Source organism: Cystobacter fuscus, from assembly GCF_002305875.1.
Classification (GTDB): domain Bacteria; phylum Myxococcota; class Myxococcia; order Myxococcales; family Myxococcaceae; genus Cystobacter; species Cystobacter fuscus_A.
The window spans coordinates 7,199,098-7,217,713 of record NZ_CP022098.1 but is presented as its reverse complement, the minus strand read 5'-3'; the positions used below and the strand labels follow the sequence as shown (position 1 = coordinate 7,217,713).

The 18,616-nt window shown below is 69.1% G+C and carries 15 protein-coding genes; 9 read left to right on the top strand and 6 right to left on the bottom strand.

Translation table 11 applies throughout. The annotated features are described in order from the left end of the window. Positions 1-42 precede the first annotated feature (42 nt). A complete protein-coding gene (locus CYFUS_RS29305; protein ID WP_095988229.1) occupies positions 43-972 on the bottom strand; it encodes a polysaccharide lyase in 930 nt (309 codons plus the stop codon). Between the two features lie 205 nt (positions 973-1,177). On the opposite strand from CYFUS_RS29305, the gene CYFUS_RS29300 reads away from it, so the two are divergent. After that, positions 1,178-3,763, top strand: a complete 2,586-nt coding sequence (locus CYFUS_RS29300; protein WP_095988228.1) for a N,N-dimethylformamidase beta subunit family domain-containing protein — start codon at positions 1,178-1,180, stop codon at positions 3,761-3,763. A 36-nt stretch (positions 3,764-3,799) separates the two neighbouring features. On the opposite strand, the gene CYFUS_RS29295 is transcribed toward CYFUS_RS29300, so the two are convergent. The 4 genes from CYFUS_RS29295 to CYFUS_RS29285 all read right to left on the bottom strand — a co-directional run bounded on the left by CYFUS_RS29295 (position 3,800) and on the right by CYFUS_RS29285 (position 6,181). Further along, positions 3,800-4,735, bottom strand: a complete 936-nt coding sequence (locus CYFUS_RS29295; protein WP_095988227.1) for a hypothetical protein — start codon at positions 4,733-4,735, stop codon at positions 3,800-3,802. Between the two features lie 61 nt (positions 4,736-4,796). Beyond that, entirely contained in the window at positions 4,797-5,705 is a 909-nt protein-coding gene (locus CYFUS_RS29290; protein WP_198316157.1) for an ABC transporter ATP-binding protein, read from the bottom strand. Between the two features lie 78 nt (positions 5,706-5,783). Continuing rightward, the gene (locus CYFUS_RS51010) at positions 5,784-5,945 is read right to left on the bottom strand and encodes a hypothetical protein (RefSeq protein ID WP_157758728.1); all 162 of its coding nucleotides are present in this window, start codon (positions 5,943-5,945) and stop codon (positions 5,784-5,786) included. Next, the gene (locus CYFUS_RS29285) at positions 5,942-6,181 is read right to left on the bottom strand and encodes a ribbon-helix-helix domain-containing protein (protein WP_095988226.1); all 240 of its coding nucleotides are present in this window, start codon (positions 6,179-6,181) and stop codon (positions 5,942-5,944) included. Before CYFUS_RS29285 ends, CYFUS_RS51010 begins: the two co-directional genes overlap by 4 nt. A gap of 347 nt (positions 6,182-6,528) precedes the next feature. On the opposite strand from CYFUS_RS29285, the gene CYFUS_RS29280 reads away from it, so the two are divergent. The 8 genes from CYFUS_RS29280 (at position 6,529) to CYFUS_RS29245 (ending at position 13,523) form a co-directional block, all read left to right on the top strand. After that, positions 6,529-7,095 carry a TMEM165/GDT1 family protein gene (locus tag CYFUS_RS29280; protein ID WP_095988225.1) on the top strand — a complete coding sequence of 189 codons (567 nt, stop codon included), beginning with the start codon at positions 6,529-6,531 and terminating at the stop codon, positions 7,093-7,095. 211 nt (positions 7,096-7,306) lie between these two features. Continuing rightward, positions 7,307-7,816 (top strand): hypothetical protein, encoded by a 510-nt coding sequence (locus CYFUS_RS29275; RefSeq protein WP_232536874.1) that lies wholly within the window; start codon positions 7,307-7,309, stop codon positions 7,814-7,816. Positions 7,817-7,846: 30 nt separating this feature from the next. Continuing rightward, on the top strand, positions 7,847-8,860 hold the full coding sequence (locus CYFUS_RS29270; RefSeq protein WP_198316155.1) for a hypothetical protein: 1,014 nt from the start codon (positions 7,847-7,849) through the stop codon (positions 8,858-8,860). A 14-nt stretch (positions 8,861-8,874) separates the two neighbouring features. After that, complete coding sequence (locus CYFUS_RS29265; protein WP_095988224.1) at positions 8,875-10,212, top strand: Dyp-type peroxidase; 1,338 nt, start codon at positions 8,875-8,877, stop codon at positions 10,210-10,212. An 86-nt stretch (positions 10,213-10,298) separates the two neighbouring features. Continuing rightward, positions 10,299-11,081 (top strand): dienelactone hydrolase family protein, encoded by a 783-nt coding sequence (locus CYFUS_RS29260; protein WP_095988223.1) that lies wholly within the window; start codon positions 10,299-10,301, stop codon positions 11,079-11,081. A 316-nt stretch (positions 11,082-11,397) separates the two neighbouring features. Continuing rightward, a complete protein-coding gene (locus tag CYFUS_RS51005; RefSeq protein WP_157758727.1) occupies positions 11,398-11,538 on the top strand; it encodes a hypothetical protein in 141 nt (46 codons plus the stop codon). A 44-nt stretch (positions 11,539-11,582) separates the two neighbouring features. Then, a complete protein-coding gene (locus tag CYFUS_RS29255) occupies positions 11,583-12,470 on the top strand; it encodes a bestrophin family protein (RefSeq protein WP_095988222.1) in 888 nt (295 codons plus the stop codon). A gap of 750 nt (positions 12,471-13,220) precedes the next feature. Further along, positions 13,221-13,523 carry a hypothetical protein gene (locus CYFUS_RS29245; RefSeq protein WP_095988221.1) on the top strand — a complete coding sequence of 101 codons (303 nt, stop codon included), beginning with the start codon at positions 13,221-13,223 and terminating at the stop codon, positions 13,521-13,523. A 78-nt stretch (positions 13,524-13,601) separates the two neighbouring features. Here the strand turns inward: CYFUS_RS29245 and CYFUS_RS29240 are convergent, their stop codons facing one another. Beyond that, the gene (locus CYFUS_RS29240) at positions 13,602-18,578 is read right to left on the bottom strand and encodes a hypothetical protein (protein ID WP_095988220.1); all 4,977 of its coding nucleotides are present in this window, start codon (positions 18,576-18,578) and stop codon (positions 13,602-13,604) included. Between the last annotated feature and the right edge of the window lie 38 nt (positions 18,579-18,616).

Sequence of the window (18,616 nt, the reverse complement as noted above, 5' to 3'; positions counted from 1 at the left end):
CCGGGGATCACATCAATCAGGGGCCCACTCCAACCTCCTGATTCAAGAGCCCCCGCGGGCGCGGCGCTTGAAGATCCGGCCGCCCCACAGGGCGAGCGCGGCGAACAGCCCCAGGCCGCCCACGGAGCCACCCGACGCGGAGCATCCCACGGCCGGATCGACGAGGTCCCCGGGCATCTCCGCACCCGGGTTCATCGACGAGGGAGCCTGCGAGCCCATGCCCGGCGTCTGTGGGCTCGTGGAGGAAGGCCCCGGAGCGCCCGCCACCGTGGGGAACACGTCTTCCAGCGACGTCGCCTGCTCCATGCCGGAGTGGAAGACGACGCCCACCGAATCGATGCTCTCGTCCCGGTACAAGCCCTGTTTGAGATAGTTCTGCATGCCACCGAACAGGGTGGGCGTGAACTCCTGGGGAAGGGCGAGTTCGCCATTGTAATACAGCTCGACGAAGCCGACCTCCGGGTCGGACGACCACTTCACGTGCAGGACGAAGTCGAGCCACTGGTCACGCACCAGCGGGGCGCTCCAGACGACCCGATCGTCCCGGCCCTCCAGGCGCAGGTAGATGTTCTCGCCCCAGGCATAGAACTCCAGCGGCGGCGAGCCGCTGGTACCGTCTTGGTGCCACTGGGTGAAGAGTTGCCAGGTGTTCGCGCTCGGGAAGTCCGGCGCGAACATGGTGCTCCACTTGTAGTAGTACTCCGAGCCCTCGGTCTCGTTCCCATAGTGGAAGAGCTCATTGCGGTTGCCGCTCGCGTTGATGGGATCATCCCCCTTGCGCACCGTCACCTTGAGGGCGTACTGGCTCTGGCGATCGGGGGAGGAAACGACCTGGAGTCGATCCGAGGCGACTTCTTGCTTGCCGGTCCACTGGGAGAGGTCTCCGGATTCGAAGTCTCCCTTCCACACAGGTGACGCCAGTGCCACCAGGGGGAGGGTCAGCAGCAGGGCAACCATGCCAATCCGCTTCATTCAGATCCTTTCAGTGGGGGTGGACTCTTCAGGACACCTCCCGGCCGCGGACACTTCCCAGAATCGGATGGGACATGAAGGCGAACGCCTGAAAGGCCATCTGCCCGGTACCGGCGGGAGATAGGCCTCCCAGGGCGGGTTGTTCCGAGAGGTGGCGCGCTTTACCTCACCCGGTCCCCTTCTTGCTGGGACAACGGGAGAGCGAATGAAGCGCGAGTCGCGGTACTGGAGGCGCGGCGCGGGGATCCTGCTGGTGCTGTTCTTCCTCGGAGGATGCCGCGACTCGAATCCGGCACGACGCCCGGAGGTGAATGGAGCGGATGGAGGGAGCGATGGTGCGGGGAGGCCACCCAATCCCATCCAGCTGGAGAACGAGCGCCCGGGTGATTCGAGCTGGACGAGCGGCAGGAGCTCGGCGAATGGGGAACTCGACGTCTACACCTCCAGCGAGTCGCTGGAGGCGGGGGACACCCTGGGGGTGAAGGTTTCCAGCAACCAGGAGCTGGCCACCATCACCGCCGAGGTCTTCCGGATCGGCTACTACGCAGGCGCCGGGGCCCGGAAGGTGTGGAGCGGGGGGCCCTGGCAGGTCCACCAGCAGCCCCCGTGTCCTCGGGATCCGGTCACCTCGCGCGTCGAGTGTGACTGGCAGAACGCCTTCACCGTCCCCGTCGATGCGTCCTGGTTGTCGGGCCTCTACGTGGTGAAGATCTGGCGCGCGGACAAGTTCATGCGCCTGGCGCCCTTCGTGGTGCGCGACCGGCGCGCGGCGGAGATCTTCTTCACGCCCAACTTCACCACCTATCAGGCCTACAACACCTGGGGCGGAGAGAGCCTCTACTTCGACGGCTCCCGGACGATGCCCAGGGGCCGCGCGTGGGAGGTGTCCTTCAATCGCCCCTATCAGGCCCTGGAAGGGGCCGGGAAGACGTTCTACCTGGATCAGCAGCTCGTCCGGTTCCTCGAGCGCCATGGCTATGACGTCACCTACGGGACGCAGTTCGACTTCATCCGCTTCCCCGAGCTGCTCAAGGGCATGGGCGCCTTCGTTCACGGGGGCCAGGACGAGTACTGGCCCGTGCAGGAGCGGGAGCAGGTGGACGCGGCGCTGGCCAATGGCCAGATGAGCCTGGTCTACTTCGGTGGCAATGGCTCCTACTGGCGCATCCGGGTCCTGCCCGATGCACGGGGGAACATGTTGCGCACCATCGTCTGCTACAAGGACGAGCCCCAGAAGGATCCCATCCCGAACTCGACGGTGCGCTTCCGGGATCCTCCCGACGCGCGCGCGGAGAACAACCTCTACGGCGCGATGTACGAGGGGTGGCTGCTCTTCGGGTACCCACTCGCGGTGAGCGACGCCTCGCATTGGCTGTTCGAGGGGACGGGGCTCCAGCGGGGAGAACTGCTGCCCGGACTCGTCGGTTTCGAGTACGACAAGGCCTTCACGGGCTGGCCGGACTACCCACCGGGCGCGAGCGTCAGCCTGAAGAGCCCGGTGGTGAGCGCCGAGGGCCTGCCCTCCTACGCCACCGCGGTGGACCGGACACTTCCCTCGGGGCGGCTGGTGTTCTCGGCGGGGACGATCTGGTGGGCGCTCGGCCTGTCCGACAGTCAACCGGCGCTGAAGGACTCCCGAGTGGAGCGCATGACGCTCAACGTGCTGGAGCGGGCTCTGGCGCACCGGCATCCGCCGCGGAAGCTCTCCGTGGCGGCGGGGCTCAGGCCGACGGTGCCGGCGCCCATGGGCGCCTGGGCGCGCTCCGTCGAGCCCTTCGCGGGGCGGGCAGGGGAGGCGGGGAGCGGCGATGGCCTGGCGGCCGAGGCCACGTTCCAGACTCCCAGCGGGCTGGCGGTGACACGGGAGGGCCACGTGGTGGTGGCGGACACCGGCGACAACCGCATCCGCCTCATCCAGGAGGGGACGGACCGGAGAGTGCTCACGATCGCGGGCAATGGAGCGTCCGGCTACCGCGACGGCGAGGGCAGCCAGGCCATGTTTCGCATGCCCACGGCGGTGGCGGTGGGGCCCGCGGGGGAGGTCTACGTGGCGGACTCGGGCAACTACGTCATCCGCCGTCTCGACCGCGATCCCACGGGGGCGTGGCAGGTGAGTACCGTGGCGGGAGTGGGGTTCCAGGCGGGCATGCGCGATGGCCCGGCCCGGCGGGCGAACTTCGGCCGGCCGATGGCGCTCGCCGTGGATGAGGCGGGCAACGTCTACGTGGCGGACCAGGACAACCACCGCATCCGCATGTACAGCGCCACCACGAAGGAGGTCGTCACCCTCGCCGGGAGCGGAGCCAGCGGCACCAGCGACGCGGCGCGCGGCTCGGACGCCCGTTTCGCCTACCCCTCCGCCCTCGCGCTCGGAAAGGCCGGGGAACTGTACGTGCTGGATGCGGGCAGTCAGCACCTGCGCCGCATCCAGGCGGGGCCCACCCGCTCGGTCGTCACCCTCGCTGGCCTGGGGTCCGGCGCGCCGATCGGCTTCCTGGATGGCGTGGGCAGTGTCTCCAGCTTCCGTGCCCAGCTCGGCCTGGCCGTGGGTCCTCAGGGCGAGGTGGTGCTCGCCGATACGGCCAACTTCCGCATCCGGAAGATCCTCCCCGGGGCGACCGCCGCGGACACGCAGGTCTCCACGATCGCGGGTTCGGGGAGGCTGGGGACGAACCTGGGCTCGGGGGACGTGGCGGACATCGTCGCGCCCACGGGCCTCGCCGTGGATCCCCAGGGGCGAATCTACGTGAGCGACTCCTTCAACCACGCCATCCGGCTCATCACCCCGTGAGGGGCCCACTGCGGGGCAAGACTCTGGCGTCGGAGGTCATCGCGAGGGAGCCGGAGTGCCCGCGTCCGTGCTCCCGGAGGCGCTGCCGCCCCGGCACCAGGAGAGTTCCTGGCGGAGGACCTCCAGGGGCACCGCGAGCTGGACGCCGAGGTGGTCGTCCATCGCGATCGTTTTCGCGTACTCCAGGACGCGGGCGAGCTCCGTCTGGTCCTGGCTCAGGGCCTCGAAGCGAGCCAGGGCCATGGCCGCGCCGATGGCCTTCGCCATGTCCGCCGTGCGCTCCGCGTCCGGCCCCCTGAGGCTCACCGACAAGGCGAAGTCCGAGCTCACGTCCAGGTTCAGCCGTGCGCGGGGCGCCAGTTGCTTCAGCCGCTCACCCAGCGCACGCTGCTCCGGAGGCAGGCTGTCCGCCAGCCGCTCCACGGACACCACGCCATACACATCCCCATAGGCGTACTGGCCGCCGACCACCGGTGGCTCCGAGGAGCCCCGGCCCTCGATGCGATCCAGGATGCCGTGCACCTCCTCCGGCGTCCGGCCGATCACCAGCATCGAGTCCCCCCAGGTGCCCACCGCCGCCAGGTCGTCCCGGCCCGGGGTGGGAGGCTTCGCCGGCACGTAGACGCGGCCCTGCTCGCCATGCGCCGAGGCCCGCCACTCCCCTGGCAGCAGCGATTCCATGCGCGCCTGGCCGAACTGTCCGGAGATGGCGAGCCCATCATCCATGACGGCCACCCGATCCACACCCTCGAGCGGATCCACGCCCGTGTGCTGGCGGAACGCCTCCAACTTCTCGCGCGCTTGTGGCTGCATCAGCAGACACTCCAGCATCATCTCCCCCAGGGGCGAGTGCCGCACCGCATTGGCCTCGATGACGACGGCGGTGTGGTTCTCGCCGCGGGGCATGGCCTCGAGGAAGGGATCCACCGGCTTGGGGGGCTCGGTGCCCGCGTCGCGCGCGGCCGGGGGCACATAGGTGGTGCGGGCGAGCCTGCGCTGCGCAGGACGTACAGCGCCACTCTCAGCACGTGCCTCATGCCGCGACTCCCACGGTGGACAACAACACCTGCTCCAGATCCTGGCCCTCGCGCCGCAGCTCCATCATCAGCGCGCCCGAGGCCCGGGCCCGATCCAGCGCCGCGTTGAGCTCCGGCAGCCCCGGTGCCTCCAGGTGGTAGAGGCCCTCGGTGTCCCCCGGCTGGAAGCCCGCGGCGGCCAGCGCGCCCGCGTCCACGCCCGGGGCGAAGCGCACCGTCCAGCGCACCCCGCCGCGCAGCAGCTCCTCCAGCCGGCCCTGCCGCACCACCTGGCCCCCCGAGAGGATGGCCACGCGATCACACACCCGCTCGGTCTCCGCCAGCAGGTGCGAGTTGAGGAAGAGCGTGGCCCCGCGCCGCACCTCCTCCTGGAGGATGCGCCGCACCTCCACCCGCCCCATGGGATCGATTCCATCCGTGGGCTCGTCGAGGATGAGCAGATCGGGGGGACCCAGCAGGGCGGAGGCGAGCCCCAGGCGCTGGCGCATGCCCTTGGAGAATTCACCAATGCGCTGGCGCGCGGCCGCGGCCAGTCCCACGCGCTCGAGCAGTTGCTGGTGCGCGCGGGCGTCGGGCACGAGGTCCTTGAAGCGGGCCATCATGTCCAGGAAGCCGAGGGCGCTCCAGGAGTTGGGCAGGTGCAGGCGCTCGGGCAGGTAGCCGATGCGCGCGCGGATGTGGGCGTCCCCGGGCGAGCCTCCCAGCACGCGCACGGTTCCATCCGTGGGTTGGATGATGCCCAGCAGGCTCTTGATGAAGGTCGTCTTCCCCGCGCCGTTGGGGCCAATGAGCCCGAAGGCACTGCCCTCCGGCACGCTCAGATCCACCCCTCGCAAGGCATCCACCGGCGGACGCAACAGGCGCCGGTACCTCTTCCTCAACCCGGTGACTTCGATGGCCGACACGGCCCGTGAGTCTTTCCCGGTCGTGGGTGCTTGTCGAGCGGGGGGGGGGGTGCTCGACCCTGGGGGAGCGAGGGCCGGTCAGAGCTCCTCGTTGAGCCAGCGGACGATGGCCTCGCGCAGGGAGCCGGGGCGGTCCGAGGAAGGCCGTGCGCCGAAGAGCCGCTCCACCTCCGCGGAGATCGGCATCTTCTCGAGGGCCATGGCCCGGTGACGGGGCGATTGCTGCGTGGGCGCCCTCACGGAGTGCCTCCTTCCTTGGGGCGCTCGTACTTGGCGAGCAGATCCTCCACGGCCTCGCGCAGGTACTCGCTCTGGTGGATACGGGTGCGGCGGGCGAGTTCACGCAGCTTGTGGACCTGTTCGATGGGGACGAGCACGTGGGTGGAAACCACGGACTCCGAGGCGTCGGAACCGTTCGAATCGGCCGAAGCCGGGGTGGCCTCGGGGCTCATCGGGCTGGCGCTGGCATCCTGCATCGGAACTACCTCCTCGTTACTGCTACAGGCCACTACCGGCCTGTGGGCGGCATTAGGGGGGCAGGCAGGGGAGCCGTCAAAAAAACCACTTCCCCGGATGTGCACTTGACGCCCGCGCGAGCCGCCTGCTACCTGCCGATTCCAGTAAGGGGAGTAGTTCGCGCCGGGAGTGAACGGCGCCGGGGAGCTCGACACACTGGCCCGTGAGGGCCCGGGCCCCCACCTCGTCAGCGCGCGAGGCGAACGAGACCTTCGGACAGGGTTCAACCTGGCCGAGGTCCGTCGTGCGCGCGAGCGCTCCCAACGACATCCTCGGCCCGAGTGGTGCAAGAAGGAGTGTCGTGGCGATGGAAGCGATTATCGGTTCGTTCATCCTCGTGGCCGCCAGTGAGATGGGGGACAAGACCCAACTGCTGGCCTTCTCGTTGGCGTCACGCTTCCGCAAGCCGTGGGTGGTGATTGCCGGAATCTTCGTGTCCACACTGGCCAACCACGCCCTGGCGGCGGCGGTGGGAGATCTCGTGTCCTCATATGTCCCGCCGCGGGTGATGGCGGGCATCCTGGCGGTGCTCTTCATCGCCTTCGGTCTGTGGACGCTCAAGCCCGACACGATCGAGGACGAGGAGAGCAAGGCGCGCTTCGGCCCCTTCCTGACGACCGTGGTGCTCTTCTTCCTGGCGGAGATGGGGGACAAGACGCAGCTGGCCACGGTGGTGATGGCGGCGCGCTACCAGTCGCTGACGCTGGTGACGGCGGGCACCACGCTGGGGATGATGGCCGCCAATGTTCCGGCGGTGTTCCTCGGCGACAAGCTGGCGGCCAAGGTGCAGATGAAGTGGGTGCGCTGGACGGCCGCCACGCTCTTCTTCCTCTTCGGCATCACCTCGCTGGTGGCCGCGGTGCGGGGGGTCTGAGCCCAACCGCACCCGGGGAGATGACGAGAGACGCTGGCAGCCGGCGGGGCTCACGCTCCGTCGGCTCCCTCATGCGCTCGCATGGTTGCCCTCGCACCTCCGCCGAGCGTTGAGCACGCCGCCGACCGATGCCTGCCTTCCTCGAGGCCGCCATGCCTTGACGCGCTCGGACCAGAACAACACGTTCTCGGGTATGAAACCAGCGGCGGTCTTGATTCCAAAACACGATGACGCGTGGGAGGTCGGGAAATACGGCCCGATCTGGCCGAGGACCCCGGCGTGTTACGGCTTCACCCTCATCGCCAAAGTCAAACCGGGGAGGGCGGAGGCCATCCGCGGCTATGGGCACAAGCTGGCGAAGGCGCTGGAGGTCGACCCCGAGCTGCTCGCGCCACTCAAACTCCACTACCTGCGCTGGGTGCTCTTCGACGACGACACGCGGTTCATGTACCAGGGCATCTTCGATACCGACTTCGACAAGTACACCGATGACGCGATCGTGCTCTTCAAGAAGGCCGGCGTCGACACGGTCTTCGAGAACCTCGAGGGCTTCCCGATGGACTGGAAGACGAACCCCGAGGCGTTCATCAAGTTCGTCCGGGAGCACCAGTGCCCGAGCTTCATGGAGTACGGCGAGTATCCGTATGTCACCTCCGACGAAATCAAGAAGGCCCTGAAGCTCAAGGCCGCCTTCTCCGAGATGATCGAACAGATGCAATGAGGCGGATGGACCCGCAGGGAGGACATGGCCATGAGCGAACCCGCGCGGACGTACAACCAGGAGCATGTGCCGCGGAAGTACGTCAAGGGTCGGCGCCGCGTCAGCGTCTACATCTCCTGGAGCTATCCGGGTGAATCCAACCGGGATGTGACCGAGATGGACAACCGCTACTCGACCATGACCGAGGTCCGTCGGGTGCTCTGGCCCGAGTATGAGTCACCGAGGTTCGCGGACCCGTTGATGTTCCAGCAGGGGATCGCGGGCTCGCTGGAGCTGTTCTTCTGGGCCTGGGTGCGATTCCAACAGGTCATCCAGGAGACCACCGGGCACGGGGTCCCCGTGTTCCAGCGCGTCGATCAGGCCGGCTTCAGGCTCCCGCTCGACGAGCGGGTCCTCGCCGACGCCGACACGTTGCTGGTCTTCGGGTTGGACCACATGGTCACCGAGCAGGAGGCCTCCCCGGAGGAGATCGGGGCCGTCCGGAACTTCCTCGAGCGAGAGGGCACCTGCCTCATCATCGGTCCCCATCATGACGTGGGGGCCTCGCCGGAGATGGCGGAGCGCGCGATGGAGTACGCCCACCATGGTGATGCGCTGGTGCCCCGCCAGCAGCGGTTCGGGCGGTACACGCGCTCGCTGATGCGGGGGCTTGGAATCCCCGTCGAGAATCGGCACGGTCTCCGTCCCGCGGTGATGGACGGGAGCCGCCGGATTGCTCCGCTGACGGTCATGCGGGAGTTGGATACGCGCGGCTGGCTCGAGGGCGTCACGAACTTCAACTTCCACCAGCATCTGCCGCACTACGCGGTGACGGACGGAGCGACGGAAGCCATCCATGTCCTGGCCAGGCAGCCCATCGACATGTCCAGGCCGCATCCGTTCACGCTGGCCGGCAACCAGGAGTTCAATGCGCTCGTCTGGATGCCGCCGAGCGGCAACCGGGGCGGGGATGTGCTGGTGGCCGACTCCACGGTCTTCAGCACCTTGTTCGGCCACGACGAGAGCCTGGAGCGCTTCTGGAAGAACATCGCCACGGCGAAATGAAGCCAGGAGGGTCCATGAGCGACGTCGCGGACACACCTCTCGAGCTGGATGACATCCAGAGCGGAACCCTCCGCCCTCGGCCCTCTCCGTATGCGGCGACCTACATCCTGCTCCGGATCGACGACTGCGGGGCGGGGCGCAAGCTGATGGATCGGCTGAGCACCGCGGTGGTCTCGGCGGGCAACCCGCGTGACCCGGCGGCGGATACCTGGCTGAGCGTCGCGCTCACGTTCCACGGATTGAAGGCCCTGGGTGTCCCACAGGCTTCGCTCGACAGCTTCTCATGGGAGTTCAAGCAGGGGATGGCCGCGCGCGCCAAGGCGCTGGGAGACACGGGCGAGAGCAGTCCCGAGAACTGGGAGAAGCCACTCGGGACGCCAGACGTCCACGTCGTGCTCGTGGCCCTCGCGCCGGACACGCGGCGGTTGGAAGCGGCGCTCGCGCGCGCGCGCGAGACGTTCGAGGCGTTGGATGGAGTCGAGGCGATCTGGCGCCAGGACTGCCATGCACTGCCCACCGAGCGGGAGCCCTTCGGGTTCCGGGATGGCATCAGCCACCCCGCCATCGAGGGGAGCGGCATCCCCGGGACCAACTCCCGGGAGAGTCCGTTGAAGGCCGGTGAGTTCGTCCTCGGCTACCCCGACGAGATGGGTGGCCTCCCGCCGATGCCCCAGCCCGAGATCCTGGGGCGCAACGGGACGTACGTCGCCTTCCGCAAGCTGCATCAGCGCGTGGCGGCGTTCCGTCGATACCTGCGAGCGAACTCCTCCAGCCCCGAGGATGAGGAGCTCCTCGCGGCCAGGCTGATGGGGCGCTGGCGCAGCGGCGCCCCCCTGGCGCTCTGTCCGTTCCATGACGCCCCCGAGCTGGGTGCCGACCCTCGACGCAACAATGACTTCCTCTACCGGCAGGAGGACCCGACGGGATACATGACTCCTCCCGGATGTCATATCCGGCGGGCGAATCCGCGAGACGCTTCCGTGGCGGGCGTCGTCCGCTTGCACCGGATGATCCGCCGCGGAACCGCCTACGGCCCGGCGCTCCCGGAAGGTGTCATCGAGGACGATGGCGCCGACCGGGGACTGATGTTCGCCTTCATCGGGGCTCATCTGGGCCGGCAGTTCGAGTTCGTCCAGTCGGAGTGGATCAACAGCGGTGATTTCCTCGGACTGGGGACCACCAGGGATCCCATTGTCGGGGCCAGCGACGGTGCTGGCTCCTTCTCCATTCCGCGCCGGCCGATTCCGAGGCGCCTCCAGGGCCTGCCGCGGTTCGTCGTCACCCGGGGCGGTGAGTACGGCTTCATGCCCGGATTGCGCGCCCTGCGCTGGCTCGCCGACCTTCGGACATGAAGAGGCCGGTGTGACGAATCCGCTTGCAAACCGCGTGGGCCCGGAACACTCAATCGCGCGTTTTCCCCACCCGAGGAGACGACGACATGAAGCGAGTGCTGGGTGTAATGGTCGGCCTGCTGGCGCTGACGGCGACGGCCAAGCCCGTGCAGAAGCCGGTGGTGTATGAGCTGGAGGGAACGAAGTTCGAGGGCGTGCTCGTCTACGACGACTCCGTGAAGACCCCCCGTCCGGGGCTGGTGCTGGTTCCCAACTGGTTGGGCATCAACGAGCCCAACGTGAAGCAGGCGGTCCAGGTGGCCGGTAAGCAGTACATCATCTTCGTCACCGACCTGTACGGCCAGGGCGTGCGTCCCAAGAACACCGACGAGGCGGCCAAGGCCGCCGGCGCGGTGAAGGGCGACCGCAACCTCATGCGCGCGCGTGTGAACAAGGCCCTGGACGTGCTGCGCACCGAGGGCAAGGCGGTGAAGCTCGACGCGAAGAAGCTGGGCGCCATCGGCTTCTGCCTGGGCGGCACCACGGTGCTGGAGCTGGCGCGCAGCGGCGCTCCCGTCGCCGGTGTGGTGTCCTTCCATGGCGGTCTGGACGCGCCTCTTCCCGCCGCCGAGGGCACCATCACCGCCAAGGTGCTCGCACTGCACGGGGCCGAGGATCCCTTCGTTCCCCCCGCCGAGGTGAAGGGCTTCGAGGAGGAGATGCGCAAGGCCAAGGCCGACTGGGAGCTGGTGTCCTACGGCGGCGCGGTGCACAGCTTCACCGACCTGGACGCCAACGCCCCGGGTCAGTTCCAGTACGACGCCAAGGTGGCCAGGCGCGCCTACCTCGCGATGAACAACTTCTTCGCCGAGGCCTTCGGCGGGAAGTAGCCCGCGCGGGGGCTCGCGTGTTCCCTCCGCGAGCCCTTCGTGGGTAGGAAATGTCTCACGACAGGGCAGGGTGTTTCCCCTCGCCCTGTTCGCTCCCAGTGCGAGGGGAGGGGTTCACACGGCACTTCAAGTGCATCGGCCGCCGGACAGACGATGAGCCGGGAGGCGCGGGTGCGTGTGAGCAGATGGTCGTTGGCGGTGGGCGCCGTGTGGGGCCTGGGGATGCTGGGCGGGTGTGGAGACGGCGCCTTGCCCGAGGCGGCCCAGCTATGGTCCCACCGGCGAGCACCGCTGGTCCCGGAGCCTGAACTCGTGGATGGATCCCTCCCTGCTGGGTGTCCAGCCCTCGGGCGAGACGCTCGTCGGGGGCCCCTTCGATGGGCCGATGACGTTTGCCGGCACGACGTATACCCCCGTGGAGGACTCGGACACACTGTGGCTGCGGCTGTCACCTTGAGACTTGCCTTGGCGCGAGCGGACACGGCATAGGCATCCCCGCGCATGATCGACTACGACCCGCATCGCTGGTGGACGTACTTCCATTACCTCCGGGGCTCGATGATCAAGGAGATCGTCTACCGGGTGATGGCCTGTGTCCTGTGGTCCGTGGGAGTGGTGGCCGTCCATCTCCATGTTCGGTCCATGGACATCCCGGCCACCGTGCACACGCTGGCGGGCATCTCGTTGAGCCTCCTGCTCGTCTTCCGCACCAACTCCTCCTACGACCGCTTCTGGGAGGGGCGGAAGCTGTGGGGCGGCATCGTCAACGAGACGCGCAACCTGGCGCGCGCCGCCGGCGTCTTCCTGCGTGGCGACGCCGCTCTCTATGGCGCGTTGGTGCGCTGGACCACGACCTTCCCGTACGCGTCCGCCGCGGCGCTCCGGGGGAGTCCGGTCGATCTCGGGCCCCGGGCGGCCGAGCTGCCGCCCGAGCAGGTGGCGCAGGTGCGTGGCGCCCAGCATGTGCCGCTCGCCGTGGCGAGGCGGATGAGTGAGCTGCTCGACGAGGGCCGGCGCCGCGGCTACTACGCCGAATACGCCCAGTTGCAACTCGATCAGAACGTCCAGTTGCTCATCGACTACCTGGGCGGCTGCGAGCGCATCCACAAGACGCCCATGCCCTTCGCGTACATGCTGCACCTGCGCCGGGCGCTCGTCTTGTATTGCTTCTCGCTGCCCCTGGCGCTGGTGGACGCGTTCGGGTGGGCCACGGTGCCGGCCACGTTCGTCGTCGCCTATCTCTTCTTCGGCATCGAGGAGATTGGCGTGGAGATCGAGGATCCCTTCGGCAACGACGACAACGATCTGCCCCTGGAGCGCATCTGCGACACCATCCAGAAGAACCTGTCGGCGCTCCTGCCGGATGAGGGGGCTGACAGGCAGGGGTGAGATGAACCTATCGGGGTGAACTCGCTCGCTGGAGTTCGGCACCGAGAGTAATATTCCTCCGATGAGACCTTCGAGTATGTGGCCTTGGACATGGCGCGCAGGTGCTTGTCTGCTCGTCCTGGCTTCGGCCACAGCGCCAGCTCAGGCGCCAGTTCCCTCTCAGGCACCGCCGCGCGTCCCTACGCCGTTTTCTGTGCCACGTCTGACGCCTGAAGGAGCGGGCGCTCCTGTAATCGGTCAACCAGGCGACCAGGTACCACCCGCGGCTCGCTCGCCCAACAAACGCATCCTCCCTGTTACTCGTGAGCCGGGCCTGTGGGCGGCTGACGAGCCGCAGGCTGCTTCGAGACGGTCCCCAGAGCTTCCACCTCGCACTGTTGATGAGTTGCTTGTCGCAACGCCGAGCCCGGGAGCACCCGAGGCAAAAGGTTGCCGTCAGCGCTTGCTTCGCGCCTCACGGTCATCAGGGCATGAGGAAACACGCCGAAATCTGCCACAGACGCCGCGCGACTGTCTCACCGCGCGGCTTGTTCTCCACTGTGTAAGTAGCGAATCGACGGCATTTGAGACTCAGGCGCTCAATACACCGCGGATCGACGGTCGAAACTTTCTCGCTGAACATAAGGGAGAAATAGACGCTGTGTTCTATTGGCAGATGCGTTTGTGCAAGAATACTTCGAGTCTCCCTCCGATCGAGGTTATGTTTAGCGAAATTGTCGCCACATTCGAGCGGCAGTCTCGGAGGTATAAATGAATTCCGACGGCGCCGCTAACTGGTTTTACGATAAGAGAGAATCAATCCGCGTCGAGGCGGGGCATGATGCCGAGAAGTTTGAGGCGCTCGTCCTGGACCCAGCTCTCGAGCGTGAAGCTCGGGAGAGGTTTCCTGATGACCCAATTCTATACGCGCAGCTTCGTGCGGTCCTCGAAACCGAGCTTACGCTCGCCAAACGTGGAATATTTTTGATCGATGGCCCGCCCACGGAAGAGCAAATCGCCGAACTGAGGAGACGCAATCGCGAGGAGCTTCGATTGCTGAAGTGGTCCGAATGACGTTCGCGGGGTTGCCGGCGACTTGTGCTCACCCGGCTTTGGAGGTGGAGACCAGGTAGTGCAGGTGTCCCGTCATCGTCAGTCCCACCCCCTGAGGGTCACGCTCGCGCGCCGCCACAGCAGGTCCACCCGCTGGCGGTGCAGGGTGGCGAGCACCCGGCCGCCCACGATGACGAGTCCCGTGAGCGTCATCACCCCGAAGCCGACACGGTGGTCCCTCAGTCCGGCGTGCACGAGCGTGGCCGCCACGTCGAGCGTGAGGAACAGCGTGCCCAGCGCCAGGTAGGCGCGGATGCGCAGGGCCATGCCCACCATCACCCCGAGCAGACACACCGCGCCGAAGAGGACGGCGTACGTACCATCCTCGGCGAGCCCGAGCCGCAGCGTCAGCTTCGCCGCCGCGGGCACGTACAGCAGCAGGCCGCCCACCACGCGCACGGCGTTCCTCGCCGCCTGGGGGAGGCTGCTCGTGAAGAGCTGGCCCAGCATCAACAGCAGCAGGCCGAGCGGTGCCAGGTAGACCTCCACGCCCTCCAGGTCCATGGAGAGCGCGCCCACGAGCAGCGCCGCGTTGCAGGCCGCCGCCGCGAGCGAGCCGAACAGGCGGCTGCGCTCCACCGCGCCCAGCGCCGCGTACAAGAAGCCCGAGCCGCCCGCCAGCAGCGCCGCCTCGCCGGTGGCCTCGTTGGGGAGCACCAGGGCCATTCCCAGGGGCAGCAGCGCCGCGAACCGGCGCGTCGCTCGCGCCACCGGGGGAATGCCCGCCCGCCTCGCCAGCACCGTCACCCCCACCAGCACGAAGCCGAGCACCAGGGCGAAGAGCGCATCGTGCTCGGGGCGCAGATCCCGCGCGTACAAGAGCCGCACGAGCGCGTACACCCCGACCGCCGCCACCTGCACGAAGTACACGTGCCGGCCCGTCTGCTCGCGCCAGGCGCAGTGCAGCGCCACCGCCACCGCGAGTCCAAGGGCGGCCAACGCCAACGGTAGGGCGTGCTCGTCCGGCGGACTTCCCTGGGCCGCCATCAGCGCGAGCAGGGCCCCGGTCAGCACCAGCCACGCATCCCGGCCCCAGGCGAGCCCTCCGGTGAGATCCTCCCGGGTGGCGCGCAGCCAGCGGCCCGCGGTGTGCGCGAGCGCCGCGACCCCCGCCACGCCGAGCGTGAGCGCGGGGCCGTGCCGGGTGAGCAGGTCCGTGTACTCGTTGCGGTTCCCGAGCCCGGCGACGAACGCCACGAGCGCCACCGAGAGTCCCGTCACCGCCGCGAGGCCCGCCATCATCGTGCCCCACGCCGCGCCCAGGCCGGCCAGGGCTCCCTTCCACTGCGCCGCGCCGATGAAGAGCGTGGTGGCGAGCAGCGCCGTGGTCGCGGGCAGGGCCACGCTCTGGAGCCAGGACGCGTCCCAACTCCGCATGAGGGCCTCGAGCAGCACCCAGGGCATGGCCACCTCCGGCTTCGGACTTCCGCCGGTGACCAGGGCGTACAGCAGCGCGTGGACGCCGTAGAACAGCGCCCCGAGCTGCGCCTGAACCCGGGAGCGCTCCGGATCATGCTTCCTCCACCGGGCCACGTGGGGACTCAGGAGCACCACCAGCAGCCCCACGAGCGCGAGCACCGGACCCGGCCAGACGGCGAATCGGGGATCGCGGTGCGCCAGGGCGTGGACGAGCAACAGCAGTCCCCCTCCGCACACCAGACGACCCAGGGTCCGCGCCCGGCTCGCGCTCAACAGCAGCAGTCCAGCTCCGAGCGTGAGCACGGCCGCCTCCAGCCCGGGTTGGAGGAACGCCGCCAGGAAGACGAGCCCCGCGGCGGTGCCCGCCCAGCGCTGGAAGAGGTTCGCGAGACTGGGAAGGAAGCGATGCCGCGCCTCCACCCGGGTGAGCACCTGGCCCACGCCGGCATAGACGAACCCCGCCGCGGCGATTCCCCCGAAGGCGCGGTACCACACCGAGGCGACGGTCTCTCCGGACTTCAGCCATGCTCCCTGGACGAGCCACGACAGGTTCCGGGCGAGCTCCAGCGTGTCGGCGCGAACCCACCGGCCTCCCGGGGGATCCAGCGCCACGAGCGCATGTCCCAGGGGGGTCCCCTGCACGGCCCACAGCGCGGCGCCCGGCAGTCCCAGCAGCAGGGCCGCCTTCACGAGCGGCCGCGCCTCGAAGGCCGTGGCGAGCAGCAGGGCCAGCAGCGCGGCCCCCAGGGGGAACAGGGGCGGCACCACCGTCAGCGCGCGGGACAGGACGGGCCCTCCCACGAGGAAGGGATCCCCCGCGAGCAGCATTCCCAGCACGGCCACTCCCGCGAAGGGGACGTACTGGTACAGGGGGCCCTGGCGCTCGTTCTCCAGGAGGAGTCCCAGGGCCGGGCCGAAGCGCCGCGTGGCGAGCGCCAGCAACCAGAGCCCCCCACCGATGCACGTCAGCCGCAGGGCGACCACATCGGGAGGCAGCGGGCGCCCCAGGCGGTTGAGTACGGCGGTGAGCGCGATGAAGAGCCCCACGGCGGCGAGCGTTCCCACCGAGCCACGCAGGCGCCACGTGACGAAGCCTCGCGACAGGAAGGCCAGTGCCGTGCCCGCCACGAGCAGCGCGCCCGCGAGCACGACATGGGGGCGCCCCTGCTCCGTGGGAAACGTCATCCACGTCGCGAGCAGCAGCAGGGAGAACATGTTCCCCACGAGGGCCACGGAGGCGAAGCCATCGGTGTAGAGCGCCCGGCCGGATTCGGGGAAGGGCAGGCGGAACCATCCGATCAGCCGCCGGCCCTTGGGGCGTGGGTCCGGGGAACCGGCCTTCCCATGACGCAGCGACGCGATGACGGAGAACCCCAGCGCCACTCCCGCGAAATGCAGGGCGCGGACGTCGAGGAGCGACCCCGCCGGGACGAAGCGGACGAGGGGCAACCAGAGTGCGGTGGCGAGCGCCCAGGCTGCCAGGGCACTGACGAGCCGGCTGCGATCCCGTCTCGCCCGCAGCAGCAGGAGCCCCGAGAGGAAGAGGGCCGGCGCGCAACCCATGACAACCTCTGGGAGGGCAGCCAGCTTCTCCACGTCCACATCGAGCAACAGCGTGGCGTGCAGGGCACCCAGCGCGGCCACCACGAGCGAGAGGTCATCCAGGGGCAGGAGTTCGTCCGGTTTGCCCGCGCGGCGCATCCACGCGTCCTGGAGCAGACCGGCTCCGGCGTAGAGCGCGGCCATCGCGCCGAGCAGCCCCAGGGCCGAAGCGGGGCCAGGCATCGCGAGCGCATCGAGGGCCGCCAGTCCACCCACGAGCGCCCCGAGTCCTCCCAGGTAGTGCAGGCCCCGCCAGCGATGGCCTCCCGTGAGGTGCGCGGAGAGGGCCACCAACGCGCCCGCGATGAGCGCGGGCCGTGGATTGTCCGAGCCCTCGCCCAGGACATCGAACGAGGTCAGGGCCAGCGACGCCGCCGAGAGCACCACGCCCCAACCCAGCAACCGGGAGCGCAGGCGGCCCTGTCCACTCACGCGCGCCACGGCCAGCAGACCCGCGCCCGCGATGGCGAGTCCCACCATCCACGCGCGAGGCTCTTCGGGGGTGCCCAACCGAGCCAGCAGGACGCTGGACAGCGCCAGGGACAGCACCCCGGGATGCACGAGCGCGGGGCGTAGGGGCTCGAGGACGAAGAAGGCCAGCGCCGCCACCAGCGGGGTGAGGGCCGAGGCGAAGTCCACGTCGGGTGCCGCTCCGGGGGACAGGCCGAGGGCCACGGAGGCACTGGCGAGCGCCCCGCAGGCCACCACCGCGTGCGCGATCGTCTCCACCACGGGGGCCGCTCGCGGATGGGTCTCGTGTGCCAGCGGCTGGCTCGACACACCCGCGACCACCGCGGCGAGCGCCATGCCCCAGAGTGTCATGCCACTCAGGAGCGGATTGCCCGGGGAGAGGGCGGTGAAGCCCTCCGGCGCGCTCGCCACCGTGAAGAGCGCCAGGGCGGCGGTGCCGTAGAGGCCGGTGGAGAGGATCGCCAGCGTGGCCCGGCTCGCGGCTTCCTTCCGGACGCGCCACGCCGTGGCCGCCAGCGCCGCCACGCCCACGAAGGCGCAGAGGGTACGGGCCCCGGGATCCTCGTCCAATGCCCTCAACGGCAGTCCGGCCAGGAGCGAGGGAATCAGCGCCCCCCCGAGCGACACCGGGGACGCTCCGTACAGCAGCCGCGCCGTGGGGCGCAGGGTGACGAGGCACAGCCCGGTGAGCCCGGCGGTCACGGCACCTCCCAACAGGGGCTCCAGCGCCACGAGGGAGGACAGCGCGACGTAGACGACCGGCAGCAGAGCGATGCCGATGCTCGCGAGCACCCGTCCCACCGAGGCCGAGCGCCGGGAGAGGAACACGCCGAGCCCGATGAAGGCCGCGTGGTAGGCGAAGAGGGCACCCGTGACGAGCAGTTGCCGGGGCACGCCCCCGAGCGCCCGCCACGCCTCGCGCACGCCCATCAGCGAGCCGCCGAGCACCAGCACCGCGCCGAGGAACCACCAGACATACTCGTGCAGCCTGGGCGCCGAGTCGCTCGTGTCCGCCGTGTCACCATCGAGCGCGGCCATGGCCTCCAGGCCGCCCAGCGCGCCCGCGTCCACGCGGTGGAAGAGCGCCTGCCCCGAGTCCGAGGCGAGGTCGAGACCGTCCTCCTCACCGGGACGCCGGAGCGCCCGTTGCCGGGCCTCGCGCTCCTCGCGGGCCCTGTCCTCCAGCGACTGGAAGAACGAGCGGCCCCAGGTGGGGCGCCAGTCCTCGAGCGCCGCGAGCTTGTCGGCGAGCGCGTCGGCCTTCTGTTCCAGTGTTGGTGGCGTCTCGGCGAGGGGCACCGCGATGCTCACGGCGGTGGCGCCCACCAGGGCATCGGAGAGCCGGGTGGCGGTGGGCTCATCGATCAGCCGCGTGGCGCGCAGGGCGGAGATCTTCCGCTGGAGCCGCTCCTGGACGAGCGACTCCAGGCTGTCCGAGGTGAGGGGTTGGAGCGGGGCGCCACACACCGGGCAGGTGGACTCGGGTGCCTCGATGCGGGGTTCGGCGCAGGTCAGGCAGAGCATGGGCCCGGACAACACTAGACGGTTTGTCCTCCGGGCCG

Bases quoted from the DNA above. Each gene is read 5' to 3' on its own strand.
- CYFUS_RS51005 (WP_157758727.1), top strand. From the start codon at position 11,398: ATGGATCCCTCCCTGCTGGGTGTCCAGCCCTCGGGCGAGACGCTCGTC.
- CYFUS_RS29305 (WP_095988229.1), bottom strand. From the start codon at position 972: ATGAAGCGGATTGGCATGGTTGCCCTGCTGCTGACCCTCCCCCTGGTG.
- CYFUS_RS29265 (WP_095988224.1), top strand. From the start codon at position 8,875: ATGAGCGACGTCGCGGACACACCTCTCGAGCTGGATGACATCCAGAGC.
- CYFUS_RS29245 (WP_095988221.1), top strand. From the start codon at position 13,221: ATGAATTCCGACGGCGCCGCTAACTGGTTTTACGATAAGAGAGAATCA.
- CYFUS_RS29300 (WP_095988228.1), top strand. From the start codon at position 1,178: ATGAAGCGCGAGTCGCGGTACTGGAGGCGCGGCGCGGGGATCCTGCTG.
- CYFUS_RS29255 (WP_095988222.1), top strand. From the start codon at position 11,583: ATGATCGACTACGACCCGCATCGCTGGTGGACGTACTTCCATTACCTC.
- CYFUS_RS29280 (WP_095988225.1), top strand. From the start codon at position 6,529: ATGGAAGCGATTATCGGTTCGTTCATCCTCGTGGCCGCCAGTGAGATG.
- CYFUS_RS29260 (WP_095988223.1), top strand. From the start codon at position 10,299: ATGAAGCGAGTGCTGGGTGTAATGGTCGGCCTGCTGGCGCTGACGGCG.
- CYFUS_RS29285 (WP_095988226.1), bottom strand. From the start codon at position 6,181: ATGCAGGATGCCAGCGCCAGCCCGATGAGCCCCGAGGCCACCCCGGCT.
- CYFUS_RS29240 (WP_095988220.1), bottom strand. From the start codon at position 18,578: ATGCTCTGCCTGACCTGCGCCGAACCCCGCATCGAGGCACCCGAGTCC.
- CYFUS_RS29270 (WP_198316155.1), top strand. From the start codon at position 7,847: ATGAGCGAACCCGCGCGGACGTACAACCAGGAGCATGTGCCGCGGAAG.